Source organism: Sinomonas sp. G460-2 (assembly GCF_047759905.1).
Lineage (GTDB): Bacteria > Actinomycetota > Actinomycetes > Actinomycetales > Micrococcaceae > Sinomonas.
On the sequence record NZ_JBKZWT010000029.1, the window covers coordinates 1 to 24,119 of the forward strand.

Below are 24,119 nucleotides of genomic sequence, written 5' to 3' on the forward strand. Positions count from 1 at the left end.
CTTGACCTGGTCCTTCATGAGGTGGATGAGCCAGTTGTCCTTCGCGCCGCCAAGCCCGCCCTCGGTGCGGATGAGCGCGATCCGCACGGGCTTCCCGCCCTCGACGTTCGCGAGCCCGCCGCCGGGCCCACCCGTGAGGATGACGATGATCTCCTTGTCCTCGCGCCACTTCTCGACCTCGTACGTGCCCGTGTCCCACACGGACATCTCTCCGGCGCCGTATTCGCCCCGCGGGATCGTGCCGGAGAACGTGAGGTATTCGAGGGGGTGGTCCTCGGTGTGCACGGCAAGGTGGTTGCGGCCTGGATCTGTGGGGATGCCCCGCGGGAGCGCGAATGAGGCGAGCACGCCCTCATGCTCGAGCCGCAGGTCCCAGTGCAGGCGCCTAGCGTGGTGCTCGTGGATCACGAACGCGTTCCCCTCGCCCGGGACCGGTGCCTCCATCGGGACGGGCTCGGGCGTCGCCGAGGCGTCGCGCTTGGCTCGATAGGACGCGAGGCGGTCGTGGGCGGCCTCGGTGCCGGCGCTCGCCGTCGAGGAAGCGGACGACGGCGGCGGAGGCCTCCCGTCGTCATGCTCACCTCCCCGCCCGCGACCGCCCGAACGCCCGTGCCCGCCCGCGCCGTCGTGCGCGATGCTGTCCGGGAGGACGGGCGCGAAAAGGTCCCCAAACTTCTCGAGCCGCGCCGGCATCTCGTCGTAGCGCACGTGTGCCAGATCGGGCGACGCGATCTCCTCCCACGTGCGGGGCGCCGCGACCATGGGCTGGGACCGACCGCGCAGCGAGTAGGGGGCGATCGTGGTCTTCTGCCCGCTGTTCTGGCTCCAGTCCACGAGGACGCGGCCCTCGCGCAGCGTCTTCTTCTGGTCGCTCACCACGAGGTCGGGGTGGTCCGCGGCCAGTGAGCGCGCGAGCTCATGCGCCACCGAGGATACCTGCTCCCACGACTGCTTGAGGTCGAGCTTAGCGTACAGGTGGATGCCCTTGCTCCCGCTCGTCACGGGCACGGAGACAAGGCCCATGTCGTCGAGGATCGGCTTGATGAGCTGGGCCACCTCGACGCACTCGGGCAGCCCCGCGCCCGGCCCGGGGTCGAGGTCCAGGACGAGCCGGTCGGGGTGCATCATGCGGCCCTGTTCGTCGACGCGCCACTGCGGCACGTGGAGTTCGAGGGACGCGATCTGGCCGAGCCAGATGAGGGTCGGCAGGTCGTTGATGAGGGGGTAGGTGTTGGTCGAGTGGCGGTGCTCAAGCGTGACGCGCTTGACCCATCTCGGCGTCGACGCGTCGAGGTTCTTCTGGAAGAACACCTGGCCGGGTTCGTCGGGCGTTCCGACGCCATGGACCCAGCGTTTGCGGGTCGCGGGGCGGTCGCGGACGGCCGGGATCATCGCGGGCGCGACGGCGCGCAGGTATTCGAGGATCTCGCCCTTGGTCGTGCCGGTGTCGGGGTACAGGACCTTGTCCAGGTTGGAGAGGCTGAGCTCGCGGCCTTCGACGGCGACCATCGCGCGTTTTGGTGCCATGGCGTCACCCTGTCACGGGAAGGGGCGGACGTGAAGGGGGGCGCTCGGGTCGGGTGCTCGAGATGTCGATCCGGGCCCTTGCCGTGAGACATAGATGGGTGTAGATATTTACGTGTGTCGATGGATCTCGGGTTGACCCCTGTGCAGGCGGTCGCGTGCTGCTCTCCGCTCTCGCGGGAGCCATTGTCGGAGGAACTGGCCGAGCAGGTCTCTCTCGTGCTGAAGGCCCTAGGCGACCCTGTTCGGCTTCGCCTCATGTCCCTTGTCGCCTCACATGAGGGTGGCGAGGCGTGCGTGTGCGACCTGAACGACGCGTTCGATCTCTCCCAACCGACCATCAGCCACCACCTCAAGGTGCTGCACGAGGTGGGGCTGCTCGAGCGGGAGAAGCGCGGGGTCTGGGTCTACTACCGGGCCCGGATCGAGGCCCTGGGGAACCTCGCCTCGATGATCGGCGGGACGGCGAAGTGAGCCTGTTGCTTCGGCGCGTGGTCGCCGAGCTGGTCGGGACGGCGTTCCTCGTGATCGCGGTGGTCGGCTCGGGCATCATGGCCTCGAGGCTCTCCCCTTCGGACACGGGTCTGGCGCTGCTGGAGAACAGCCTCGCGACCGGCGCCGCGCTCGCGGCGCTCATCCTCGCGCTCCAGCCGGTCTCGGCCTCGTTCAACCCGGTCGTGACCCTCGTCGAGAGGGCTCTGGGCCTCCTGGACTGGAGCACTGCCGGGGCCCTGATCGTCGCGCAGTTCGTTGGCGGGGTGGCCGGGACCGTGGTCGCGAACGCGATGTTCGGCCTCGACGCCGTTGCGTTGTCCACGCACCCCCGCACCGGCCCGGGGCTGTGGCTGGGCGAGATCGTGGCCACGGTCGGGCTGCTCCTAGTCGTGTTCGGCACGGTCCGCTCCGGCCGCGCAGACCGGGTGGCCTTCGCCGTGGGCGGCTATATCGCCGCGGCGTACTGGTTCACGAGCTCGACCAGCTTTGCCAACCCCGCCGTGACCTTGGCCCGCACCATCACGGACACGTTCGCCGGGATCGCCCCGGCCTCCGCGCCCGCGTTCATGCTGGCCCAGCTGATGGGCGGCGTATTGGGCTTCATCCTCGTCCGTCTGCTCTATCCCGCTGTTGCCAAGGCCCCCGCTGTTGCCGGTGCCGCATCTAGTTCCGATCGAAAGGCCATCCTGTGAGCGAGAAGCCGTCCGTCCTGTTCGTCTGCGTCCACAACGCCGGCCGGTCCCAGATGGCCGCCGCCTACCTGAACCATCTCTCGGGCGGGCGCATCGAGGTTCGCTCCGCCGGCTCCGAGCCCGCCGATCGCGTCAACCCGGCCGCCGTCGAGGCGATGCTCGAGGAGGGCATCGACATCCGCGCCGAGACACCCAAGCTCCTCACGACCGAGGCCGTGAAGGCCTCCGACGTCGTCATCACGATGGGCTGCGGCGACACCTGCCCCATCTTCCCCGGCAAGCGCTACGAGGACTGGGAGCTCGAAGACCCCGCGGGCAAGCGCGTCGCGGCCGTCCGCCCGATCCGCGACGAGATCAAGTCCCGGATCGAGGGCCTTATCGACGAGCTGTTGCCCTCGGGGGTCTGAGGCGAGGGGCTAACTCGGTGCTGCGAGAACCAGGAGGGAGGTGGCGGAATGAGCACAGGATGCTGCGACGACGGCTGCTGCTGCGACGAGACCGAATGCTGCTGATCGCGCTGGAATCATGTATGGCCGTCTAGCTTGACTTCGACCGGCGCACCCAGATGGTGAATGAGCCCACTCCTAGCGTGGATGCCAGAACCACAGTCGGCACCCATAGCAGCCACGATTCGGCCGGAAGGGGAGCGTTGGGATTGAAACCCGACCAATAGTTGAAGACGCTTCTCCCAATTGTCGCCATAAGATTCCTCGGATCGCCCCCACCCACAAAGGGAAGGATCATGAGTACCAGGACGCACGCCAAAGACGGCAGTAGTAACATTCGGGAGGCGGCCCCAACGAAGAGCCCAATCAGGCAAAAGGAGGTGGCGACCAAGACAGAGAATGTTGCCTGAAGGACAGGATTCGATGATGCTGGTGAATATTCAACAAAGTACGGGAAATTTTCTGAGCCAGCAGGCTTCATGAATACTCTCATCATGATTGCCAGCCCGGACAGTATTGCCGTGCTCAAAGGTACGGCCACCATGGGGACAGTCACTGACGTAGCGACCTTCCCGATGAAGACTGCCTTGGATCCCTCGAGTTCGAGTCGCTGGCTCAACAGTCCCTGCCTAAGATCGGCGACGGCGAGTGAGCATCCGTAGATGAAGAAGATGGCCGGGAAGAAGATAAAGGTGGCCATCTCGAGACTGGAACCCACAACAAACCGAGGTTCCATCGCGCGGAGAGCATTGAATGCAGCCTCGTAGTCGTACCGCAGCGGATTGTCGATGAAACTCCGCGGCCCTTCGCGGACGATATTTACGGGGGCGGACATGGCTGCCTGGAGTGTTATCCCGTTGTGTTCTGCCTGATCCTTTGTCGCGAGGTAACGGTCAATTCGTGCGGGAACGTTGGCGGCGGCGCCAACCAAGCCCAGGCAACTGCTAACGAGGACAGCGGCCGATAGAGTGGCCATGCCTCGTCCCCAAAGCTGGTACCGGAGTTCAGTCCTGACCGAACGAAAGATGCTTCGCATAGAAATGATCCAACCCTCCGGAGTGTTCAGTATTCCAATCGGCGGTCACATCGATCATGCGGCGGTCCTTTACCAAGAAGACTCGATCGGGCAGTGCCTCAAAGAAATCCAATTGATGCCCAGTCGCGATAACGCTGCGAGACTTGGCTGCTTCGGCGATAGCTCCGGAAAGCCGCTTTAGGCTGATGTAGTCGAGTCCGACTGCCGGTTCGTCCAAGATAAGACATGGTGCGGACGTCATGAAGGCGACAGTGAGCGAAACCCTCTTCCTCTGCCCGAAGGAAAGCTTTCGAGCCTTCTTCCTAAGTAGTTCATCTGAAGCAAAGATTTTTGAGTTTGAACTGTTGGTAGTAACGTCCCGCATTCTCATATCAAGCGAAGCGCTAAGATTTTGATACCCTGTGAGGTTCTTGTGCAATGGCGAATCTTCAAACGCCACGAAGACCCGTCCCTCCGGCTGCCCCCCGTTCCAGGAAATCTGGCCGTCATACCTCTGAAGGCCTGCAAGACACCTGAAGAGCGTTGATTTGCCGGTACCATTTGCTCCCAGAACCAAGCTCGTGCCAACGGTGGGGAATGAGAAAGAGACGTCTTCTATGAGCCGCTTTCCGGAGATCGATATGGTGACGTTTTTGGCTTCCAGCATGATCAAACCTCATCAACCGTGCGGTGGAGGATCTGCGCCCCTAGCGCAGTTAGCACGACGCTCCTACCGCCACGCGTTCCATGCGCCGTCGCCGTAGACGTCTGCGAACTGGGTGAGCGTCTGATGAGTAGCATTCCAGTAACCCCAGGGGGTTGGAACTCCGACACCCATGTCGGTTTGGGCCCGCCAGCTGTGCTTCCAACCATCCGTGTACGTCCGGTTGATACCCAGTGCCTGCACAGTGTTGAAGCCGGCCGCTCCGACTCTCTGCCACCCTGAACTGTCAACAACCCTTGTCCAGTCAAAGTAAAAATCGACGTTCATTTCGGAAAACAGTGCCCAGTCAACTGTTCCGGCGGTCATGAGCGTTGCGCGTCGGAAAGCGACTGCGTTTGCCGATGCGGTCAGCATCGAGTTGGTTGTGGACGCGCTCGCTGGTCGCGGGGCTGGTTTTTCGTAAACCGACTGCGGCCTGTTGATATCCGAGATGAGTTGATTTGCTCCGCTAACCGAATCGCGATAGGAGTCCGTCTCCGATGCCAACGCGCTTGGGGCTGAAATGGCCACGAGTCCCATCGAGACCATAATTGACAAGGCGGTCTTGAACGTTCTTTTCATATTTCCCCCATAAGATGGTCAGCCGACGCTGATTTGTGTGCGAGTGAATGGAGTCTAATGCGAGATCGGCTGGCATTGCAACGACAGCCAATACGGATTTTAGGGACGGCCGGAATACTGAGTTTTGACGCGCCACCACTGAGTTTGAACAATTTTTCCCCGCACATTACGGATAGACCGGTTTCGATCCGGTTTCTGGCCTCAGTGGTGGCGGCGAATCTCCGATTCGCTGCCCCGAAGACCCGCGAGCGTCGCCGCGAGCCGAGCGAGCGCGCTCGAGTACGCGTGCTGGGGCGGAGTCGCGTAGCCAATGACGAGTGCGGGCGGGCCCGCGTGGCCTGGGGCCGCGTAGCGACGCATCCCCTCGACCGCGAGGCCCCGCGCCGCGGCGACCCGCTCGAGGCCGCTCTCGTCGCTTCCTTCGGGAAGCTCAAGCACCGTGTGAAGCCCGGCGGCGAGTCCCGACGTCGTCAGTTCGGGTGTCGCGCGCTTTAGCGTGTCGAGGAGTCGCTCGAGCCGCCGCCGGTACGCGAGGCGGCTCCGCCGCACGTGCTTGTCGTAGGCACCCGTGCGGATGAGCTCGGCAAGTGTGAGCTGGTCGAGAGCCGAGGTCTGCACCGCGACGGCGGCGAGCCGTTCGGTCACGGGCCGTACGAGCTCCTGCGGGAGGACCATCCACCCGAGCCGAACTCCGGGCGCGAGGGTCTTGCTCGCCGTGCCCAAGTAGGCAACGTGCTCGGGCGCGAGCGCCTGGACGGCGCCGACGGGCCTGCGGTCGTAGCGGAACTCGCCGTCGTAGTCGTCCTCGAGGATCAGGGCGCCGGAACTCGCGGCCCAGCGGGTGAACTCGGCCCTCCGTTCGGGGTCCAGCGCGACCCCGCGGGGGAATTGGTGCGCTGGGGTCAGAAGCACGGCGTCGAGCGCGCTCAGACCGGCGGGGGTCGCGCCGCTGCCGTCCACGGGAAGGACCGAGGGGGCCAGGCCGCACTGGCCCAGCAAGTCCCGGTGCTGTCGGTGACCGTGGGACTCGACCCCGACCCGCCTCGCACCTCGCGCGTGGAGCACTGAGCCAAGGAGCCACAGGCCCTGGGTGAAGCCCGAGCAGACCACCACCCGTTCGGGCGTGACGCGCACGCCGCGCGCTCGGGACAGGTAGGCGGCGAGGGCGCATCTCAGGACGGGCAGTCCCTGCGGATCCCCGTAGCCGAAGGCCTCGGATGGTGCTGCGTTGACCGCGGCGCGCGCCGCCGCGAGCCACGCGGGGCGGGGGAAGGACCCGACGTCGGGATAGCCGGGCCGGAGGTCGTACGGGAGCCGCTTCGACGCCGTCGTCTGCTCGCGTGCGCTCTCGATGACCGGCCCCGGCGCGGCCACGCGCGTCCCCGAGCCTTGCCGCGCCACGAGCCAGCCTTCCGCGACGAGCTGCCCGTAGGCCTCGGAGACTGTGTTCCGAGCGATGCCGAGGTCCGCGGCGAGAGCCCTGGTCGGCGGGAGGAGCGATCCGGCGGCCAGGCGACCGCTCTGGATGGCGGCGCGCAGGGACTCCTCGAGCCCGGTTCGAACGCGAGGACCCTGGAGATCGAGATGCAGATCCAGCCCGAAATTGGCCCAATGATCTGTCATAGAAATGGATCTTACTCCTGGTCCTTTCAGGCCATAGCGTTCTGTCCATGACAACTGACGCAATTCCCGTTCGGCTCGACCTCGACACCCACGCCGCGATCTTCAGCAAGGCCATGAACCAGCTAGACCACGCCGCCACGCGCGAATTGGACCGCGTGGACTTCGACGCGAGGCTCCGCGAGCTCGTGCGCCTCCGGGCGTCCCAACTCAACGGCTGCGTGTACTGCGTCAACATGCACAGCCGCGACGCGGTCGCGGTCGGCGAGAGCACCCAGCGACTCTTCGCCCTCCCGGTCTGGCGCGAGTCGCCGTTCTTCACGGCGCGCGAGCGCGCGGCCCTCGCGTTCACCGAGTCGGTCACGCGGGCCAGCGAGACGCACGTGCCAGCCGCGGATTACGACGACGTCGCCGCTCACTTCACGCCGGACGAGATCGGGGCCCTGCTCTCCCTCATCGTCACGATCAACGCGTGGAACGCGCTCGGCGTCGCGTCGCGGGCCTGGGAGCCGGAGTCAGAAGCGGCGGTCCTGTGAGTACCGCTGGGGCGGGACGGACGACGGCGGTAAGCGCCCAGGCGCGGAGCGTCGCCGCGGGTGCGCGGCTGGCGCGCTTCGACCATCTCGACGAGGCATACTCCCGGCTTCACCGCTGGGGGCCGGAATTCGGGGAAGAAGGCAGCGAGAACGGCCTCGCCAATCACGCGCCCATGGCCGCGGAGATCCTGTGCCGCCGGGGCCTCGGCGATCGGGTGGAGCCTTGGCTCGACCGCTACGTGGCGCGGCTTGAAGAGCTCCCTCGCGAGAGCGAGCCGATCACGTGCGAGACGTGGCGGGCGGCGATGGGAAAGCGCGCCCGCATCGGAGACTGGGCGGCGTACTTCGACCGTGCCGTCCGCGAGGCGTCGTGGCACGAGGTCCTCGTGGATTGGTGGCCGCGACTCCTCCCTGCGATTGCTTCGGGGGCCACCCATGGGCTCATCCGGACGGGCCACGCGGTCCGCAACATCGTCGAGGGCAACCGTTCCGAGGCCGCTGTCCACGAACTGTCCAACGCTTTGGGCTACTGGGCCGCCAGAGCGATCTACGTGCCCGGGGTCGCGGCGCCTGCTGGCGAACTCGACGCCGACGCAGCCCTCGCCGGACTCCCACGCTTGCCCAATCAGAGCGGGGTGATCCGAGACAGGTTCTCGCGGCTCGCCGGGCTCGCGTCGTGGACTCCCGCGGTCGCATCGCTGCGCCCGCCCGGAAGTGCGGACGAGGTTCCGGCCGCGCTCCTGGACCTGACTGCGGCGGGGGTGCGACAGTACGCGACGCACGGCCACGCGAGTCCGGTCCTGCTAGTCCACGGGGCTACCGCGCCCCACGCCATGCAGCAGGTACTCCCCGTGCTTCCACGCGAGCTGTGGGCGCCGAGCCTCGCCGCGACGTGGGCCGCTTGCGCGGCGCTCACGGTTGCTTATGCGCCGGCACACGGCCGAACAGTCGAAGTCCCGGATGGCCTTGAGCCCGAGGAGCTCATGGATCGCGCGGCTCGGCACGGGGACGAACACGTGATCAAGCTGACGGACGCCGTCCTGGACACCTACGCGAGCACCGGGGATCCGCTCATGCTCGCCGCCGCGACGGCCTGCGCCGAGCGCATCGCGCCCGCGGGATGAATCCTCCGCGGTGAGCCAATGCGCCCAACCATCGCGTCGGCAAAGAGGTGAAGACAAACCGCCGCCCGCGTCGCCGAGGGGATAGCGGCAACGCGGGCGGCGGTGGATTGTGGCTAGGGACTACTTCTTGAACGCATCCTTGATGTCGTCGACCGCGTCCTTGACCTTCTCACCAGCCTGCTTGAGGCCTGCCGACGTCTGATCCGCCTGGCCCTCTGCCTCGAGCCTCGGATTGTCAGTTGCCTGACCGGCGGCTTCCTTGGCCTTGCCGCCCAGTTCCTCAGCCTTGTTGCTGATCTTGTCGCCTGCACCCATGCTGTCCTCCGTTCCGGCGGGCTAGCGGCCCACCTCCGCTGTCGGAACGGCTCGGGCCGAATAGCCCGGGCCAGCGCTCTGGGGTAAGCGCTACGCTCCATCCTCCGCACCGCGGCTGGTGGGATTCAAGCTGAGGAGGCCCCGTCGCGGTCGATTCCGCAGACTGCGAACGGCGGTTTAGAAACTGGAAAGTGGGTAAGGCCGTGCCCGCTGTACCCTCACCTCATGGACAGCATTGACCTCTTGCTGACCCTCGCGAGCGGCATCGCGTGGACCATCGTCTACATCGAAGCGATCCGCATCGGGTTCGTGCAGCGGACGTATGCCATACCGGTTGCGGCGCTCATGCTCAACGTTGCGTGGGAGGGGTTGTACACGATCGTGGACCTCTCCGGGGCAGGGGGCGTGCAGGCTTACGTGAACCTCGTGTGGGCGTGCGCCGATCTCGCGATCCTCTTCACGTTCTTCCGCTTCGGATTCGCCGAATTCTCCGACCGCGTGGGCCGCGGCACGTTTGCCGTGGGAGCCGTAGGACTGCTGGCGGTCTCCATCGTGGTGCAGTTGCTGTTCCTGGGCGAGTTCGGTGAGCGACAAGGCGCGGCGTACTCCGCTTTCCTGCAGAACCTGCTCATGTCCGGGCTCTTCATCGCCATGTTCTCTGCCCGTCGCGGCTCGCGCGGTCAAAGCCTCACGATCGGGATCGCGAAATGGCTCGGCACCCTCGCCCCGACCATCCAGTTCGGCCTGCTCTCGAACTGGGCCTTCGTGTCCGGTATCGGCCTCCTGTGCTCGGTGCTCGACCTGACCTACATCGGCCTGCTGTTCCGCGCTCGCGCGCTTCGCGCGCTGCCAGCCACCCGACCCCCGGGAGCTGCCGCCCGCCGTCGTCCGCCGTTGTCCGCCGCGAATTAGCCCAAAGGTTGCTCGCCAAAGCCCGTATTCCGGTGTTCACTGGGTTTCATGCGGTCTATCTGGAAGGGCGCCATCAGCTTTGGCCTCGTGAGCGTGCCCGTGAAGGTGTACAGCGCCACCGAGGACCACGACCTCAAGCTCCACCAGGTCCACGACAAGGACAGGGGTCGGATCCGCTACCAGCGGCGGTGCGAGGTGTGCGGCGAGGTCGTCGAGTACGCGGACATTGACAAGGCGTACGAGGAGGGCGGCCAGACCGTGGTCCTCACGGACGACGACCTCGAGGCGCTCCCGGTGGAGCGGAGCCGGGAGATCGAGGTGGTCGAGTTCGTGCCGGACGCGCAGATCGACCCGATGCTGTTCGAGAAGAGCTACTTCCTCGAGCCGGAGAAGGTCGGCGTCAAGCCGTACCACCTCCTGAGGCAGACCCTCGAGCAGACGGAGCTGACCGCCGTCGTCAAATTCTCGCTCCGGCAGAAGCAGCGCCTCGGCGCGCTGCGGGTGCGCGGCAACGTTATGGTGCTCCAGGCCATGCTGTGGCGGGACGAGGTGCGCGAGGCCGAGTTCCCGATCCTCGACGAGGACGTCAAGTTCTCGGACAAGGAGCTCAAGATGTCGTCCTCGCTCGTCGAGAGCCTCTCCACCGACTTCGCGCCGGAGGAGTTCACCGACGAATATCAGCTGCAGCTGCGCCAGCTTGTCGAGGCGAAGCTCGAGCAGGGCGATTCCATCGACACCGAGGCCACCTTCGGAGTGCCCGCAGCGGAGGAGGGCGAGGGCGGCGGAGCCGAAGTCCTCGACCTCATGGAGGCCCTGCGCCGCAGCGTCGAGAATCGCCGGAAGGCGGCCGCGGGCGGTGCGGACGACGGCGGCAAGGCAGCTCGCGGGGCCGGCTGAACCGATGCGTCGGGTCGCCCCGGGCGCGCTCGCGCTGCTGTGGGTGGCCGCTGCGCTTGGCCTCTTCCACGCAGCGTGGAGCGCGTATTGGGCCGCGGGCGGCACGGTCATGGCCGATTCGGTCGGGACGTGGGCCACGGACTGGGCCCGCTCGGCGCCGGGGGTGGCGAGCCTCGCGTTGTGGGGCATCGCCGCGGTCAAGGTAGCCGCGGCTGTTGTGCCCCTGCTCTCCGAGCTGGGGCGCGTGCCTGGGCGGCGGCTTTGGCGGGTTGTTTCGTGGGTCGGCGGGGCCGGGCTGCTTCTCTATGGCGGGCTGAACGTCGTGGCCGGCGCGGGCGTGCTCACCGGGGTGATCCAGGCGAGCGGCGTCGAGTACGGCGCCCTCCGGGCGCACGTTTTCCTGTGGGATCCCGCCTTTGCGCTGTGGGGCGCCGCGCTGTGTGCGGCGCTCGTGCTCACCCGCCGCACTAACCCGCAGCGGGCGGCGAGCCCTTGAGCAGCTCGGCGAGGCTTGTAGCGCGGCGGCCGGTGAGGCGTTCGACGTCGTCCGTCACCTCGGCGAGTTCGCCGCCCGCGATCGCGGTGTAGGTGGAGACCCAGGCGTCGTACTGCCACTGCGGTGCGGGCCAGCGCTTCCGGGACTCGTAGGCCTCGGCGATGGTCTCGTGGTGGAAGGTCACGGTGCGGCCGCGGGCCTGTGTGATGACGGCGGCCGCTTCCGTGAGCGTGAGGGCCTCGGGCCCGGTGAGCGTGTAGGTCGCGTTGGCGTGCCGCCCCGGGTTCTTCAGGATCGCGGCCGCCGAGTGGGCGACGTCGGCCTGCGCCACCGCGGCGACCCTTCCGTCCCCGGCCGGTCCCCGGATGACGCCGTCCTCGCCCGCGAAGTACTCGAAGTAGTCGAGGTAGAGGCAGTCGCGCAGGAACGTGTAGGTCAGGCCAGCCGCCTCGATGTATTCCTCGGTCGCGTGGTGGTCGCGGGCCAGCGTGAAGATCGCGTCCGGCGCGGCGCCCATGAAGGACGTGTAGACGACGTGCCGAACGCCCGCCGCTCTGGCCGCGTCGATGAACGCCTTGTGTTCGGCGACGCGGTGCTCGTTCTCGCGGCCCGAGACCATGAACAGCGTCTCGACGCCGGCGAGCGAGGGCCCGCTCACGGTCGGGTCGCCATAGTCGCAGGGAAGGACGACGGCGCCCGGCAGCTCGGGTGCCTGCGCCGGGTTCCGCGCGAGGAGGCGCAGTTCCAGCCCGGCTTCGGCGAGTTGGCGCGCGACCTCGCGGCCGACAACTCCGGTGACGCCTGTGATCGCGAGCGGGGGAGCGGCGGTGGTCATGGGTGGATGGTACGCCGCGGTAACCATGGTGCGCGTGCCCTATTTTGCGTTTTCCCACGTGGGTCTACAGTGTGCGCATGAGTGAGGCGCGCGATAACTCTCCCGACTCCGCCGACAAGGAAGAACCCGTGGAGTACCCGGCCAAGCAGGAGGCCTCCGGCCCCGGCGACTCGGGCGACGAAGCCAATGCCCTCCGGTTCACCGAGGAGGAGCAACTCATTCATGAGCAGATCCGCCGACATCGCGAGGAGCGCGAGCGGCGGGAGCGGCTGGAGCGGGAGCGGCAGGAGAAGCAGGGCTAGGGCCCAGTCGCGCAACCTAGCACTCCTTGTGGGATGACGTCCTGGGGGCGAGGCGCAGCGGCATTGTCGGATTGACCTGGTAGCCTGGACCAACAATGTCCGCGCAGGAGGTATGTGTGATCCCGGTCGTCGACGTCTTTGCTGGCCCAGGCGGTCTCAATGAAGGCTTCTCGAAGGTGCTCCGCGATGGTCGGCCCGTGTTCCAAACGGTTCTGTCCATCGAGATGGAGAGCTCGGCGGTCAAGACACTTCGCTTCAGAAGTGCCATGCGGCACCTTCGCGCCACGGGAAGTACGGCTGGCCTGGACGATTTTCTGCACAAGAAGATCTCCATGGCCGAGTTGGAAACCGATGCTGAATACAAGATCGCAGCCAAGAAGGCTTACGAAGAAGTACGGCAATTTACGCTGAGCGAAGAAACGCGGGCAGAGTCCGATGAGATGATCCGCAAGTCTTTGGAAGCATATCCCGAGCAGCCGTGGGTTCTAATAGGTGGCCCGCCGTGCCAAGCATATTCTCTGGCTGGACGATCAAGAAGGGTTCATGACAAGGACTTTCAAGACGACCACAAGCACTTTCTCTACCGTGAATATCTGAACATCATTGTCAAGCACCGCCCTGCCATCTTCGTGATGGAGAACGTCAAAGGCCTGCTGTCTTCGATTAATCGAGGGGAGAGGATGGTCGAGCGGATAAAATCTGATCTTGGAAGGCCTTCGGAGGACCTTGAGTACGATTTGCACTCGATGGTGGTGGCAAAGAGTGATAAGCCCGATTTGGGTGCGGCAGACTTCATTATTCGAGCTGAAGAGTATGGAATTCCCCAGAAACGGCACAGGATAATTATCGTCGGTATACGAAAGGGATTAGGGCTGCCATCGCCGGTGACTCTGCAGCAGGCCGGCAGAATCACCGTCGAAGATGCATTGTCAGGTATTCCCGAACTTAGGTCCGGTCTCTCTCGTCTCCACGATCCGGACGGTCAGGAATGGCACTCATTGCGGCAATCCGTGGCGGCGGCTGCTGGGGCACATTGGCCAGCTGGACATCGGAACAGCCTCGAAACCGAGACCTCTCGACGCCCTACGCCTGTTGACATGAACGGTGTTCCAAGCTCAGTGCAGAAGTATTATGAATTTGTCCGTCCTGAGTCTCTCCTGACGCTTCCGACTTGGAACCATGCAGCTCGTCGGCATATGCGGACTGACCTCGTGCGTTACGGCTTGCTAAGCGCCAAGGCTCTGAAGGATGGTCGGAGTCCAAAGGTACGAGACCTAGATAGGGCGTACTGGCCGGAGCATAGAAACATTTCAGACAAGGTTGTTCCATTTGAGGACCGGTTTCGCGTCCAGGTATGGGGAGAACCGTCCACTACGGTCGTATCTCACATCGCCAAGGACGGGCATTACTACATCCATCCCGACCCCACGCAGATGCGAAGCCTGACTGTTCGGGAAGCCGCTAGATTGCAGACATTCCCTGATGACTACATCTTCTTGGGAAACCGGACTCAGCAGTTCACTCAGGTAGGCAATGCGGTTCCGCCGCTCCTCGCGAAAAAAATTGGAGAGCGCATCGCGGATGTCATTCGGGGCGATTGAGCGCAGCCGAACTCTCATCGAACACCTGGTCTACGAACTCATCAAGCTGGTCCTGAGCCATCCCGTGGACATGTGTGACTGCAAGCCGACGTCCGAGACGCTTCATCACCACTCGTAGAAGGTCGTCACGACTATTCCCAGACATGTCGGCCAGAAGTCTCCGCGAAACAGATCGAGCAAGCGGGGGATATCCAGAAATTCTAGGTCTTTCAACTAGTTGGACGACCTGGTCTTCCCCTAAATGTTTCACGGCTTCGGGGCCCAAAAGGTGCGATCGCCACCAAAGGCGTCCGAATGCCGTTCTTTGAAACTGGAACAGACGATCAGGGCTTACGTTCCAGCCGTCTTCATGCCAAGTACCCCAGCGCCACACCAAAATGTCGGCAAGAACTCTGAGGTTTAGGAAGTTCCAAACATCATTGCTGGCTGCGTCGGCGGGCAAGATTTCCATCTCTTCATAAATCAGGTATGCGACTTCGCGGTCGAAATCAATGTTCTTGCGGCCCCGAGAGGCGACCGGATATCCGTACTGCCGAGCACGCTCGATTACACCTGTGCGTATACCGGCAAGCGTTGACGCATCGGCCCTGTGCATTGCTGTAGGATAGTAGACCGCATCGGAGCATTGAATAGTCCCCATTCGGGCCTCTAGAGCCTCCAGCGGATCCCGTCTCATCGTGGCCCATTCTTGTGTGGCACGCATCGAATCGAGTTGGGGATAACATTGCAAATCAGCCATTTTTAGGTCTCTCAGACGTCAAGGATTGGAGCTCCGCCTCAACTCGCCCGGCGTCTTCACGGTAGGCTGCTCGTAGTTTCTCCGTTGAGTCGCTAAGGAGCTGGACGATGCTTGATAGGGTCTCTCCTAAAGACCCTTCTGGATACGATATTTCAAGGCTCAGGTCCTCGGCTTGCATCGCTTCTCGAAGGAGCTGGCGAGAGAAGTCGATCCCCAAAAATTCGGTCCACGAGAGATTCACTTCTTCGTCCGGCGACCGGAGCAGGCTTTGAATGCGCGGGTTGTCAGTGTTGAGCCAGAGCCATAACGCTGAATTTACAGGAGCCTCGAGGTCTCGGTTGATTACATTCAGCCACCAGAGTGCGCCCGAAGAGCCTTTCACCCCCTGCTCACTGAATGAGACTGGCAAGATGGGGACCTGATTTCCTTCTTCCTCCAGACGGATCAAATGATCGGTTGTGAAGATTAGATGACCTGGCCGGTGGGGCGCGAAAGGATGCCCCGGGGTGACCACTCCATGGTCAACAACAAGGGCAAGTTCGAGCCTGACAGTTCCCCGGACTGTGTCGCCGGAGACTTCGAGATGCAGGTCCTGATTGCCGTTTTCGACCGGGAAGGCTCGACCCGCGAGGACTAGGGGGCAGCCGGATGAGCGTGCCGACAATCGCCAAGCGAGTGTTACTTGAGGGTCGAGGTGGAGTTCGTGGCGGAGTTTCGCGAGATCTAGCTTGACCGAGCAGGAAACGAAGAGATGTTGATAATAATTCCACGACGGAAGTTCCTGATCAGTTGTTATCTCTTCGCTGTCGATGAATAGTCTCCAGCCTATATCCGTGACTTGTGATTCATCGGCGACTAGATGCCCTAAAGTGACGCTGCGCATTAGTCCATCTCCTCAAGGGCCAGATCGACGGAAACAGCACATTCCCGAGGCAAACTGAAAACCGCAGTGAACTGCAGGTCTGACGGCGTCACGACTGTAGCCGACGCTCGTTCTGTCGGGTCGTTGTCGCTCAACCAGTAGGCCAGCTTCGGGGTTGTTCCGGCCAACGGATCTTTGTCTGACTCAGTGACAGAACCATCGAGCACAACTCTCGCCTGGGCAACTAATCTCAGGACTTCTCCAAGCCTTCCTCCGATCACCCGGAAGGTGAAAGCTACATGAGGTTCATTCTGATGGAGTAGAAGTTGCGGCTTCCCGACGATTCGACCTTGAGCCCGTCGGGAGGGTCGGACAGCATCGCGTTGCTCGCCTCGAAGGCTTCCCTGATTGGAACCTCCCCCAAGTCCTTGGCCCTTAAACGAGCCGATGAGTGTTCCTAGGTTGGAAGAGACCCGTGTCAGCCCGCGAGATCCGTCGGTGCCATCGGCCTGCCCCTTCCCCCGGGTGAGTTCCCTGAAGTAGCTCCTTATCCGATCGAGGCAGATCCGAACCAAGTTTCGAGAACCTCGTTGCTTCGACACCGGAACCCAGTCGTCATGAGCTACAGGTTCAGATTCGGCGAATTCATGATCTACGCCCTCGTCCGCTACGAAGACGGCGTGAAACGTTCCCTCGGCCGGCGCAGTCGCTATTGTGTCGTACTTTACGATCATCCTCGGGCCCCTCATGAGGGCAACAGTGTTCGCGAATTCGGGCGGGACGTCGCCGCCGTCCAAGGCGTGACGAACGGCGAGCAGTCCCAGATGCTTGCTGGGCCGTTCGGACCTGATCGCTTGAATCTGTGTGAGCGTCGAACCGAGCGGTCGGGACGTGATGCCGTCACGGATTAGGTCTCGGTATGCGAAGGCGTAATGTTTTACGGAGGGATCTGTTAGCGGTTCGATCGGAGCAAGCGGTGCGCCCTCATGGGAGAACGCGAAACTGATCGAGGGCCCCGAACCCAGGTCCAACGCGTGCGGCCATGCCCATTTGATCGCCGCGTCCCGTAGGGCGTGGACACGTGCGTCAGGACCGACGTTTTGGTTCTCCTCGACCACTCCTTCGGTCTCGAGATATGGCTTTGGAGAGATGATCATGATGGTCGTCCCGGTGTCCGAGGGCCCCGGGACAGGTATGCCGACACTCTGAGCTAGGAGCCGGGCAGAGGCCCCAGTCATGGGATCGATGACACCGTCATCGGCGAAGACCCCCCACCAGTTCCTTCCGGTGAACCTCTTGCCGGTGGGATCGGAGTAGTCTTCGTCGCCGCCCGACACGCCAATGAGCCGTGCCTCGACAGAGTCACCTACCCGCGTTTGAGAGTAGATTAGGCAGACACCGACCTCGCTCGCTGAGTAAAGGACCCCCTTACCCAGCCCAAACGTCCCGCCCTGCAAACCCTTGCTTGTGGATCGACCAAAGTTACGGACAAAATCAGCGAAGTCGCTGCGTTCACCTGGTTTCGGCATCACGTCGGCCCGAATCGGGCCCCCAAGTCCACGAGTCCCGGTGTCCGAGATGCAGAGGACGCGAATGCGCCCGTCGCGCTGGAAGGCCCGGATCCGCTTTGAATGCCCTTCCGGTGGAAGTTCGCCGAAGACGTCCTCCAAGAGGATCTCCGTCTGCTCGATCGGCAACTCGAATTCGGACACGCTAAACGTGATCGTAGACCGGATATCGTGGCGAATGCGTGCGTCCCAGGAGTTTTGAAGTGCCTCTCTCAGCAGGACATTCCACATGTCCAGCTTCGTTCGTCCCATCGCATTTTCGATAGACCTCGCGTCTCCGCTGCCTGTGGGGGCCCATTCTTGGCGGTAAAGCCTCATTCTCGGAGGCATGATTAGGATCCGAAGTCGATCGCCGATAACGTGAGCGCCTCATGAGGTTCCACGCCTAAATCGATTGAATATGTGAGACCCGAGAGTTTTCCGAAAATAGCCGGGTCAACGGTATCCGCCGTAAGCCGCGGGAAACCTGTATGAACACGACAGGTCCGGATTTCTAATAGACTGAATTGTATCGTCGCGTACTGAGCTGAATCAGACTCACCGTAGCCAAGTCGAGCCACGCGCTTCAGCAATTCGAGGCGATCCATCCCTGAATCCCAGAGGCGCTGCAGGACGCTGGGCAGGCTTTCGCCGCCGGGGTGTCGCTCGAACCTATAGCCGCGGACGAATAGGTCAGAGTCGGGACGGCGCTGCAACTGCTGGCCACCATGAATCGCCACCTCAAATAGTTCGCGACTGGACGACGCTTTGACTTCTACGTCAATCCTTCTGAACACGAAGTCGTGGCGGCCCCCCTCAGGACCGGCCCAGTGGTCGAGTACCTTGGAACCGTGCGCTGCCGACAACTCCTCGAGAAAGAGAAGTTCGGCAAGAAGCCCAAGGACTCGGTCTTCCGACATCATCGGCCGCTGTTGATCTTTGAACATCTCACGCCATCTGTGAACGACTTGGCGCGTGAGCCTCTCGGCGTCAGCCGGAGCGATCTCGATCGAATCCAGGACGTCGTCGACCATGAGGCCAAATTCTCCAATGAGGCGGGGGGCCGAGCAATTGAGCGTAAGATAGGGCTTCGCGTCACCTTGGTTGCCGAAGGTTCGGTATCCGAATGCGATTGAATCGTTCTGCCAGCTAGTGGAACTGGAGCCGATTTCATCAACGGGCACCAGTAACATCGCTTCCCCGCGGTTGTTGATGGCATGCACGACGCGGCCGCGCGGCGTATCGATATCAGTCGGCCTCACCGCCAGACCTTCTGTTGGAATGCTGGAAGCCAAGAAGGCGTAAATGCTTGTGGAGGATTCACGGATACTCATCTCTGGCTTGACTCCTCGATTTCCGCCCGCTCTTCGTCAACCCGGTCGGCAGCTTCCAACTCATCGGAGTCGTCCTCGATATATTCGGGTTGCAGAGCCGCGGACACATAGTCGACAGCGTCCGCGGAATCTGTGGCCGCCGGGAAGAATATCGTCAGGCCTACAAGATGGTCCGCCGCGTCAAGAGGCAAGCGTGCCGTTTCTCCGGAATCTCCTGTCCTATGACTGGAACGGCGGAGGTCCTCAGAATCTTTGTTGATCGGGTACACCACCAACAGTGCACTTCCGCCTTGGCCGCGCTTAATTCTGAGGTCGAGCAGCTGTTTGTCGTCAATCCGCTTACCGTCGGGGCTAACCATTGCCGTGATACTCTCCCTAGTGACATTCTCGGGAAGGTCGATGTCAGCAATGCGGTCCCATGTTGACGCAATAGCCTTTAGGTTGGCGGTCGAGGGCTCTTCGGGGCCCAATTTTCTGCGACGCAGCAGCTTAAGTCCGTCGGACAGGCCCAATTTCAAGTCGGACACAGGTGCGTCCTCTCTGGTGATGAAGACCACGTTCCAGTCCGTCAGCGCTGCTTTCGCGTTCTGCTTCTCCACGTATGCAATAATGCTGGGAAGGTCAAAGCTTCGCGCATCTTCGTGGGTCTGATACTTTCGGAGCAAATCCAATACGAGAGTGGAGGGCACACTTCGGAGCCCCGGGTAATTTTGACGGCCGAGTTTCTCCTCAGCGATGCCAGACCTCCTTGCGCGCTTCACTAGCGTCTCCACAGCCTGCTGGTTGGCTCTGAGCCACGCGGAATCTTGATGATGGAACAAGATCGTCTGGACCCGCCGCTCGGAATAACTAACGTGAGCCTTGATGGCATTCTTCATCTTAGCGGCCGACGTGACCGCCATCTGTGGGTGAGTGCGGATCCGTACGGGGAGGTCCTTCGGGGTCTTTCCCTCCATGGCGTACACTTCGATTTCGCGGCGTATTTCAGCTTCGACGGTCGCTAGGTCGACGAACCATTTTTTCAATTCCTCGGTCATCCAAACACGGACTAAATCTTCGTACCCACCACGATAGCCGAACCAGCGGCCCATTTGAAGTAATGTGTCGTACGCGCTCGATGCGCGCACGAAGAAGCTGCTGATTAGTCCTTCGAGGGTTAGCCCGCGGGAAAGGGTGTTTCCGCCCACGACAATGACCGTCTCGGGGTCTTCGCCATAGCGCAGCCGGTCGGTGGAGAGATAGTTATCGACGACGGGCCGCGTGGTCTTTGCCGTTGAGAGGATGTGAGCCCGGACTTCTTCGAAATCGAGACCTGCGTTTTCGAACGCTGCGGCAGGGACTCGACGAGTCTCCGATTCCCATAGGCTTTTCAGTTCTTGGATGAGCGCAGGCTCGTTGCGCGACAGATCTACCCGAATGTCCTGGAGTAGGTCGTGAATGGCGTCCGCGGTCTTCTCGTGGGCCGCTGCGCGCATCGAGGTGTGAACCAGCATTGACGAGTGAGTCACCTTGCCAGCGCGGATGCGTCTTGCTGTTGTCGCTATCAAGAACCAAATGACTGCTTGACGCAGGCTGGTCGGCACATCAGGCACCCAATCATCTATTTCGTCCTTATTTCGGGGCGGCCGGGCAAGGTTGACATCATCGTCAGGGATGTAGCGGACTATGTCCAATCCATCGTCCGGATCTTGTCCCTCCTCTACGTCCAGTGTGCCGAATATCCGTTCTGCCCCAAAGTACGCTGCCGGTCTAGGTAGGCTGACGATGAAGTCGCGCGGATAAAGATCTGATTCATTGGATGGGTCGATCAAAAGATTGGCGAAGGGGGTCGCAGTGTAGGCGACATACGCTGATTTGGGGTGGGAGAGGAGTTCGCGAATCAGCTTATTGATCGTTGATTGGCGCTTGTTCCCAACATCGATAGAAGCTTGGTCGGCCTCGTCGTCCACTATGAGGATTGGAGTGTTGGCTAGGGTGGCTCGCGACGCTTTCTTCAGCCAGGCGTTGAGCTTTCGGAGTCGCGCGGGGTTCTTCTTTACGATCGCGAGTAGCCTCAGATCGCTGCTATTGAGGAGCGCGTTCGGATTCGTGGTGGTCGAGAAGTCGTGTTCGGTCGTTGTGAGGAGGTGGAACCGCTGGGTGCACGGCTGGACGATGTAATCGTCCAGTCTGTCTTGGGTCTGCTTCCGCAGGTTGTCCGTGATGCCGGAAAGTACGATGATGAGTCGGTATCCAACGTCGGCGGCTTTCGCGATTACGGACATGAAGTTTGTGGTCTTGCCACTTTGAACGTAGCCAAGGACGAGCCCTCTGGAGTCTATGCTTTCTTGCCCCGGGGCGGATCCCAATGACACGACTCGCGAGGACGACTCGTCGACGGCGATTAGAGCATCCGGAATTTCGGCTTGAAGGCGACTACGGAGTGCGGGCCAAAAATAGTCGTCGTCCCTCGGTCCTCCGTACCAGCTAGGCCTTCGCGTGTTGATGACTCCGCCGTCATCAGGAAAGGGGCCGCTTGGAGGCCAGATCTCAATGATTCGCATTCTACGTTCGTATTCGGCGCGTGCGGCCGTGGCCAGTTCGGCCGGGACCTTGAAGTAGCCCTGTTGGAGCTTGTTGGTAGCCGCGGCAATCGAGAGGCCGCCTCGCACAGTGATCTCGATCTGTTCGGCTAGTTCCTTGACTGTAGCGGCGTACTCGTCATCTGCCTCTGGTCGGAATTCATCGATGCTCATGTGGGCCCCCATCGCCGTGGTCTAGATCTCAATCGTGAGCAACTCAGCGGCCGCAGAGCGGCCATGCACCGTACTCGGATAGTATCCGGGGCATCCGACAATTTTTGCTGGGTAGGCTCGCATCGTGACGCCAGAAACTCCCCTCCCCGGCGGCGACGTCACCGATGGCATCGTGCGGGTTGGCGACACCGTCCGGCGGCCCCTCGGCCCGCACTCGCCGCTTGTCCACGCGGTCCTCAAGCACCTCGAGCGCCAGGGCTTCGACGGCGCCCCGCGCTTCCTCGGCGTCGACGACCAGGGCCGCGAGATCCTGAGTTTCATCGAGGGAGAGGTCGCCGGGCGGCCGCACCCGGCCTGGCTCGCGGACGAGCAACGCCTCGTCTCCCTCGCCCGCCTCGTGCGGCGTTTCGATGACGCCATGGCCGGCTTCGCGCCGTCGTCCGCCATGCTCGAAGCGGTCGCTGCGCCGGACATCCCCGGGATGCCGCCAGCCCCCGAAACCGAGCCGGAGTTTGTGGGCCACCTCGACATCACGCCGGAGAACGTCGTGTTCCGCGACGGCGAGGCCGCGGCGCTCATCGACTTCGACCTTGCAAAGCCCGCCACCCGCGTGGACGAGGTCTTCAACCTCTGCCTCTGGTGGGCGCCGTTCGGCCCGGACGGGGATCGCTCCGAACCGCTCCGCGGCGTCGACTCCGCCGCCCGGACGCGACTGATCGCGGACGCCTACGGCCTCGCCGCCGTCGACCGCGCGCGCCTCATCCCAACAGCCATTCGCCGCACCGAGCGCAGCTGGTTCCTCATGAAATACCGGGCCGAGCACGACGGCGGAGGCTGGCTCCGGATGTGGCGAGACGGAGCGGGGGAGCGCATCCGGCGGCGCCTCGCGTGGCTTGAGGCAGAACGGGGGCAGCTGGCCGGGGCGCTAGGCTGACGATTGCTTGTATCTTTGTTATGTGGGCATCAACAAGACGTGTCACACATTTTCTATGGGGAGTCATGTCAGGGTCCCGGATAGAGAGGCGAATAGTGAGCGTCATTAGCAACCACCTTGGAGTCGCGGAGTTGGCCGTTGAGCGACCGGCCACGGTCCTGACGCCGGAGCGCCTGCGGCAGGCCAAGAAGGCCTACACGACCCGGTTCGTTGAGTCCGCATTGAACCGCGATGCGGACGGCTACTGGCTCGAGAGCAGCCCCGACACCGTGCCCGCGAGGGGTGACGTGGTGCTCGCGCGGGTTGAGCGGATCGGCCAGCTGCCGCGTCTCGAGAGCCCGGCGTCGCGGCGGCAGCTCCTCTTCGTCGGCGATGAGATCCTGCTCGCGTACGGCGACCGCTACGCCGCCGATCACGTCCACGCCGAGCTGCCAACCGACCTCGGCCCCTGCCACCTCGCGGCCGCGGGTGGCCTTGCCTCGAGCGTGACGGCGTTCCACAGCAATCTGGGGCGGCCCACCGACATCGTTCCGCTTGGGATCCTGGCTGACGCCGGCGGGCGCGTGAATCTGAACCGCCTGGCTCCCCGTCGCGTCGTCCCCAGCGCGATGCTCCGGAAGTCCCGCGCAACCCCCGTGCTCGCCGTCCTGGGCACGTCGATGAACGCCGGAAAGTCAACGGCCGCCGCGTCGATCATCCGTGGCCTGACCCGGTCTGGGCTCCGGGTCGCGGCCGGCAAGCTCACGGGGACCGGCGCGGGCGGGGATCCCGGGCTCTATGCGGACGCCGGGGCCAGCATCACGCTGGATTTCACAGACTTCGGCTACCCGAGCACGTACAAGGTGCCCGTCCCCGAACTCCTTCGGCTTGCGGACTCGCTGCTGGCGGCGCTCGACGGCGCCCACCCGGATGTCATCGTGCTCGAGATCGCGGACGGCGTCTACCAGCAGGAGACCGCGGGACTTCTCGGCAACAAGGTCCTGCGCGGGCTGTTCGACGGTGTGGTCTTCGCGGCATCGGACGCGCTTGGCGCCGTGAACGGCGTCGAGATGCTCAGCAAGTGGGGCCTTCAGCCCCTCGCCGTGACGGGCGTCCTCACGTCCTCGCCCTTGGCCTCGGCCGAGACCTCCGCGGTCCTCGGCGCCCGCGTCCCCGTCGTGCCGACCCTCTCGTTCTGCGAGGACGAGGCCGGCAGGAGCCTCCTCGAGCGGCTCGCCGTGCGATGAGCGCGGCCGACGGCGGCCTGCCGCCTCTGCTGGGAAACGGACGAACCGCCTTGCTCGGCGGGTTGGTTCTTTCCGGGGCGGGCTTGGCCGTCGCGTCTGCGGGCGTCGCGCACCTCATCTCCCAGCTTGACCGCATTCCGGACACGTGGGGACGGATCCTGTTCGTGGCTCTCCTGGCGGTCCTGGTCGGCGTCGTCGCCTCGCTGAGGATCCTCGAGCGGGTCCTCGCCGAGAAGCTCGGGCAGAACTACGTCCAGGAGATCCGCCTCATCGTGCTCAGGTCGGCGCTCGCGGGAACCCGCGGGCCCAGCCTTGCGATCACCGTGGCCCGCACGACCAACGATCTCAACAGCGTCCGCAACTGGATGACGTACGGTGTCTCGGCCCTCGCCGTCGGCATCCCACTCATCCTCGCTCTCGTGGTGGCGCTCTGGATCCTCTCACCCGTTCTCGCGCCGACGATCCTGCTCCCCATGGTGCTGCTCAGCACGCTCCTCGGGCTCCTCGTCGGCCCGGCGTACCGGCGATCGCGGGCCCTGCGAAAGCAGCGCGGGCGCCTTGCGGCCCAGATCGGGGACTCGCTCGCCGCGGCCCTGGCCATTCGGGCGGGCGGGGGAGAGGAACGCGAGCTGCGCCGCCTCGAGGAG

Annotated in this window: 25 protein-coding genes; 13 read left to right on the top strand and 12 right to left on the bottom strand. The window is 63.4% G+C overall.

Features of this window, described 5'->3' with window-relative positions; all coding sequences use genetic code 11:
* Positions 1-1,527: non-homologous end-joining DNA ligase (gene ligD, locus ACLN58_RS05235; RefSeq protein WP_415854222.1), on the bottom strand; the 1,527-nt coding region annotated here is incomplete at its 3' end.
* 120 nt (positions 1,528-1,647) lie between these two features.
* Here ligD and ACLN58_RS05240 point away from each other — a divergent pair.
* Genes ACLN58_RS05240 through ACLN58_RS05250 form a run of 3 tightly spaced genes read left to right on the top strand, consistent with a single transcriptional unit; the run spans position 1,648 to position 3,118 of the window.
* Positions 1,648-1,998, top strand: coding sequence for an ArsR/SmtB family transcription factor (locus ACLN58_RS05240; protein WP_415854223.1), 351 nt, complete (start codon positions 1,648-1,650; stop codon positions 1,996-1,998).
* A complete protein-coding gene (locus ACLN58_RS05245) occupies positions 1,995-2,711 on the top strand; it encodes an aquaporin (RefSeq protein WP_415854224.1) in 717 nt (238 codons plus the stop codon). The genes ACLN58_RS05240 and ACLN58_RS05245 overlap by 4 nt, the downstream gene beginning before the upstream one ends.
* A complete protein-coding gene (locus ACLN58_RS05250; RefSeq protein ID WP_415854225.1) occupies positions 2,708-3,118 on the top strand; it encodes an arsenate reductase ArsC in 411 nt (136 codons plus the stop codon). The genes ACLN58_RS05245 and ACLN58_RS05250 overlap by 4 nt, the downstream gene beginning before the upstream one ends.
* 130 nt (positions 3,119-3,248) lie before the next feature.
* Here the strand turns inward: ACLN58_RS05250 and ACLN58_RS05255 are convergent, their stop codons facing one another.
* The 4 genes from ACLN58_RS05255 to ACLN58_RS05270 form a co-directional block, all read right to left on the bottom strand.
* Entirely contained in the window at positions 3,249-4,133 is an 885-nt protein-coding gene (locus ACLN58_RS05255; protein WP_415854226.1) for a hypothetical protein, read from the bottom strand.
* A gap of 28 nt (positions 4,134-4,161) precedes the next feature.
* Positions 4,162-4,839, bottom strand: a complete 678-nt coding sequence (locus ACLN58_RS05260; RefSeq protein WP_415854227.1) for an ABC transporter ATP-binding protein — start codon at positions 4,837-4,839, stop codon at positions 4,162-4,164.
* A gap of 63 nt (positions 4,840-4,902) precedes the next feature.
* Positions 4,903-5,457 (bottom strand): hypothetical protein, encoded by a 555-nt coding sequence (locus tag ACLN58_RS05265; protein ID WP_415854228.1) that lies wholly within the window; start codon positions 5,455-5,457, stop codon positions 4,903-4,905.
* Between the two features lie 201 nt (positions 5,458-5,658).
* On the bottom strand, positions 5,659-7,080 hold the full coding sequence (locus ACLN58_RS05270) for a PLP-dependent aminotransferase family protein (RefSeq protein WP_415854229.1): 1,422 nt from the start codon (positions 7,078-7,080) through the stop codon (positions 5,659-5,661).
* Positions 7,081-7,127: 47 nt separating this feature from the next.
* On the opposite strand from ACLN58_RS05270, the gene ACLN58_RS05275 reads away from it, so the two are divergent.
* Positions 7,128-7,613, top strand: a complete 486-nt coding sequence (locus ACLN58_RS05275) for a carboxymuconolactone decarboxylase family protein (RefSeq protein WP_415854230.1) — start codon at positions 7,128-7,130, stop codon at positions 7,611-7,613.
* Positions 7,610-8,737 carry a hypothetical protein gene (locus ACLN58_RS05280; protein ID WP_415854231.1) on the top strand — a complete coding sequence of 376 codons (1,128 nt, stop codon included), beginning with the start codon at positions 7,610-7,612 and terminating at the stop codon, positions 8,735-8,737. The genes ACLN58_RS05275 and ACLN58_RS05280 overlap by 4 nt, the downstream gene beginning before the upstream one ends.
* Before the next feature lie 120 nt (positions 8,738-8,857).
* Here the strand turns inward: ACLN58_RS05280 and ACLN58_RS05285 are convergent, their stop codons facing one another.
* A complete protein-coding gene (locus ACLN58_RS05285) occupies positions 8,858-9,052 on the bottom strand; it encodes a CsbD family protein (protein ID WP_415854232.1) in 195 nt (64 codons plus the stop codon).
* A 225-nt stretch (positions 9,053-9,277) separates the two neighbouring features.
* On the opposite strand from ACLN58_RS05285, the gene ACLN58_RS05290 reads away from it, so the two are divergent.
* From ACLN58_RS05290 to ACLN58_RS05300, 3 genes are read left to right on the top strand one after another with little or no spacing between them, the layout of a single operon-like run.
* On the top strand, positions 9,278-9,964 hold the full coding sequence (locus ACLN58_RS05290) for a hypothetical protein (RefSeq protein ID WP_415854233.1): 687 nt from the start codon (positions 9,278-9,280) through the stop codon (positions 9,962-9,964).
* Positions 9,965-10,012: 48 nt separating this feature from the next.
* Positions 10,013-10,861, top strand: coding sequence for a Ku protein (locus ACLN58_RS05295; protein WP_415854234.1), 849 nt, complete (start codon positions 10,013-10,015; stop codon positions 10,859-10,861).
* 4 nt (positions 10,862-10,865) lie between these two features.
* Positions 10,866-11,357: a DUF3995 domain-containing protein gene (locus ACLN58_RS05300; protein ID WP_415854235.1), complete on the top strand. Its 492-nt coding sequence runs from the start codon at positions 10,866-10,868 to the stop codon at positions 11,355-11,357.
* On the opposite strand, the gene ACLN58_RS05305 is transcribed toward ACLN58_RS05300, so the two are convergent.
* On the bottom strand, positions 11,329-12,192 hold the full coding sequence (locus tag ACLN58_RS05305; RefSeq protein ID WP_415854236.1) for an SDR family oxidoreductase: 864 nt from the start codon (positions 12,190-12,192) through the stop codon (positions 11,329-11,331). The genes ACLN58_RS05300 and ACLN58_RS05305 overlap by 29 nt on opposite strands.
* A 77-nt stretch (positions 12,193-12,269) precedes the next feature.
* Here ACLN58_RS05305 and ACLN58_RS05310 point away from each other — a divergent pair, with 77 nt between their 5' ends.
* Positions 12,270-12,494 carry a hypothetical protein gene (locus ACLN58_RS05310; RefSeq protein ID WP_415854237.1) on the top strand — a complete coding sequence of 75 codons (225 nt, stop codon included), beginning with the start codon at positions 12,270-12,272 and terminating at the stop codon, positions 12,492-12,494.
* A 116-nt stretch (positions 12,495-12,610) separates the two neighbouring features.
* Positions 12,611-14,095, top strand: a complete 1,485-nt coding sequence (locus ACLN58_RS05315; protein ID WP_415854238.1) for a DNA cytosine methyltransferase — start codon at positions 12,611-12,613, stop codon at positions 14,093-14,095.
* On the opposite strand, the gene ACLN58_RS05320 is transcribed toward ACLN58_RS05315, so the two are convergent.
* The 5 genes from ACLN58_RS05320 to ACLN58_RS05340 all read right to left on the bottom strand — a co-directional run bounded on the left by ACLN58_RS05320 (position 14,079) and on the right by ACLN58_RS05340 (position 21,312).
* Positions 14,079-14,834, bottom strand: a complete 756-nt coding sequence (locus tag ACLN58_RS05320) for a DUF6339 family protein (RefSeq protein ID WP_415854239.1) — start codon at positions 14,832-14,834, stop codon at positions 14,079-14,081. The genes ACLN58_RS05315 and ACLN58_RS05320 overlap by 17 nt on opposite strands.
* Positions 14,827-15,717 (bottom strand): hypothetical protein, encoded by an 891-nt coding sequence (locus tag ACLN58_RS05325; protein ID WP_415854240.1) that lies wholly within the window; start codon positions 15,715-15,717, stop codon positions 14,827-14,829. Before ACLN58_RS05325 ends, ACLN58_RS05320 begins: the two co-directional genes overlap by 8 nt.
* Complete coding sequence (locus tag ACLN58_RS05330) at positions 15,717-17,408, bottom strand: hypothetical protein (protein ID WP_415854241.1); 1,692 nt, start codon at positions 17,406-17,408, stop codon at positions 15,717-15,719. Before ACLN58_RS05330 ends, ACLN58_RS05325 begins: the two co-directional genes overlap by 1 nt.
* A gap of 188 nt (positions 17,409-17,596) precedes the next feature.
* Positions 17,597-18,577 carry a PD-(D/E)XK motif protein gene (locus tag ACLN58_RS05335; protein WP_415854242.1) on the bottom strand — a complete coding sequence of 327 codons (981 nt, stop codon included), beginning with the start codon at positions 18,575-18,577 and terminating at the stop codon, positions 17,597-17,599.
* On the bottom strand, positions 18,574-21,312 hold the full coding sequence (locus ACLN58_RS05340) for a Z1 domain-containing protein (RefSeq protein ID WP_415854243.1): 2,739 nt from the start codon (positions 21,310-21,312) through the stop codon (positions 18,574-18,576). The genes ACLN58_RS05335 and ACLN58_RS05340 overlap by 4 nt, the downstream gene beginning before the upstream one ends.
* Before the next feature lie 124 nt (positions 21,313-21,436).
* Between ACLN58_RS05340 and ACLN58_RS05345 the strand changes: the two genes are divergently transcribed.
* From ACLN58_RS05345 to ACLN58_RS05355, 3 genes are all read left to right on the top strand, one after another.
* Positions 21,437-22,246, top strand: coding sequence for a phosphotransferase (locus ACLN58_RS05345; protein ID WP_415854244.1), 810 nt, complete (start codon positions 21,437-21,439; stop codon positions 22,244-22,246).
* Positions 22,247-22,341: 95 nt separating this feature from the next.
* Positions 22,342-23,472: a DUF1611 domain-containing protein gene (locus ACLN58_RS05350; RefSeq protein ID WP_415854245.1), complete on the top strand. Its 1,131-nt coding sequence runs from the start codon at positions 22,342-22,344 to the stop codon at positions 23,470-23,472.
* On the top strand, positions 23,469-24,119 hold a 651-nt coding region (locus tag ACLN58_RS05355), incomplete at its 3' end, for an ABC transporter transmembrane domain-containing protein (protein WP_415854246.1). The genes ACLN58_RS05350 and ACLN58_RS05355, both read left to right, overlap by 4 nt.

What these genes read in the sequence shown, in the direction of transcription:
- ACLN58_RS05270 (WP_415854229.1), bottom strand. Translation starts at nt 7,080, where the DNA reads ATGACAGATCATTGGGCCAATTTCGGGCTGGATCTGCATCTCGATCTC.
- ACLN58_RS05275 (WP_415854230.1), top strand. Translation starts at nt 7,128, where the DNA reads ATGACAACTGACGCAATTCCCGTTCGGCTCGACCTCGACACCCACGCC.
- ACLN58_RS05255 (WP_415854226.1), bottom strand. Translation starts at nt 4,133, where the DNA reads ATGGCCACTCTATCGGCCGCTGTCCTCGTTAGCAGTTGCCTGGGCTTG.
- ACLN58_RS05300 (WP_415854235.1), top strand. Translation starts at nt 10,866, where the DNA reads ATGCGTCGGGTCGCCCCGGGCGCGCTCGCGCTGCTGTGGGTGGCCGCT.
- ACLN58_RS05285 (WP_415854232.1), bottom strand. Translation starts at nt 9,052, where the DNA reads ATGGGTGCAGGCGACAAGATCAGCAACAAGGCTGAGGAACTGGGCGGC.
- ACLN58_RS05335 (WP_415854242.1), bottom strand. Translation starts at nt 18,577, where the DNA reads ATGAGTATCCGTGAATCCTCCACAAGCATTTACGCCTTCTTGGCTTCC.
- ACLN58_RS05260 (WP_415854227.1), bottom strand. Translation starts at nt 4,839, where the DNA reads ATGCTGGAAGCCAAAAACGTCACCATATCGATCTCCGGAAAGCGGCTC.
- ACLN58_RS05295 (WP_415854234.1), top strand. Translation starts at nt 10,013, where the DNA reads ATGCGGTCTATCTGGAAGGGCGCCATCAGCTTTGGCCTCGTGAGCGTG.
- ACLN58_RS05305 (WP_415854236.1), bottom strand. Translation starts at nt 12,192, where the DNA reads ATGACCACCGCCGCTCCCCCGCTCGCGATCACAGGCGTCACCGGAGTT.
- ACLN58_RS05265 (WP_415854228.1), bottom strand. Translation starts at nt 5,457, where the DNA reads ATGAAAAGAACGTTCAAGACCGCCTTGTCAATTATGGTCTCGATGGGA.
- ACLN58_RS05310 (WP_415854237.1), top strand. Translation starts at nt 12,270, where the DNA reads ATGAGTGAGGCGCGCGATAACTCTCCCGACTCCGCCGACAAGGAAGAA.
- ACLN58_RS05340 (WP_415854243.1), bottom strand. Translation starts at nt 21,312, where the DNA reads ATGAGCATCGATGAATTCCGACCAGAGGCAGATGACGAGTACGCCGCT.
- ACLN58_RS05325 (WP_415854240.1), bottom strand. Translation starts at nt 15,717, where the DNA reads ATGCGCAGCGTCACTTTAGGGCATCTAGTCGCCGATGAATCACAAGTC.
- ACLN58_RS05320 (WP_415854239.1), bottom strand. Translation starts at nt 14,834, where the DNA reads ATGGCTGATTTGCAATGTTATCCCCAACTCGATTCGATGCGTGCCACA.
- ACLN58_RS05240 (WP_415854223.1), top strand. Translation starts at nt 1,648, where the DNA reads ATGGATCTCGGGTTGACCCCTGTGCAGGCGGTCGCGTGCTGCTCTCCG.
- ACLN58_RS05290 (WP_415854233.1), top strand. Translation starts at nt 9,278, where the DNA reads ATGGACAGCATTGACCTCTTGCTGACCCTCGCGAGCGGCATCGCGTGG.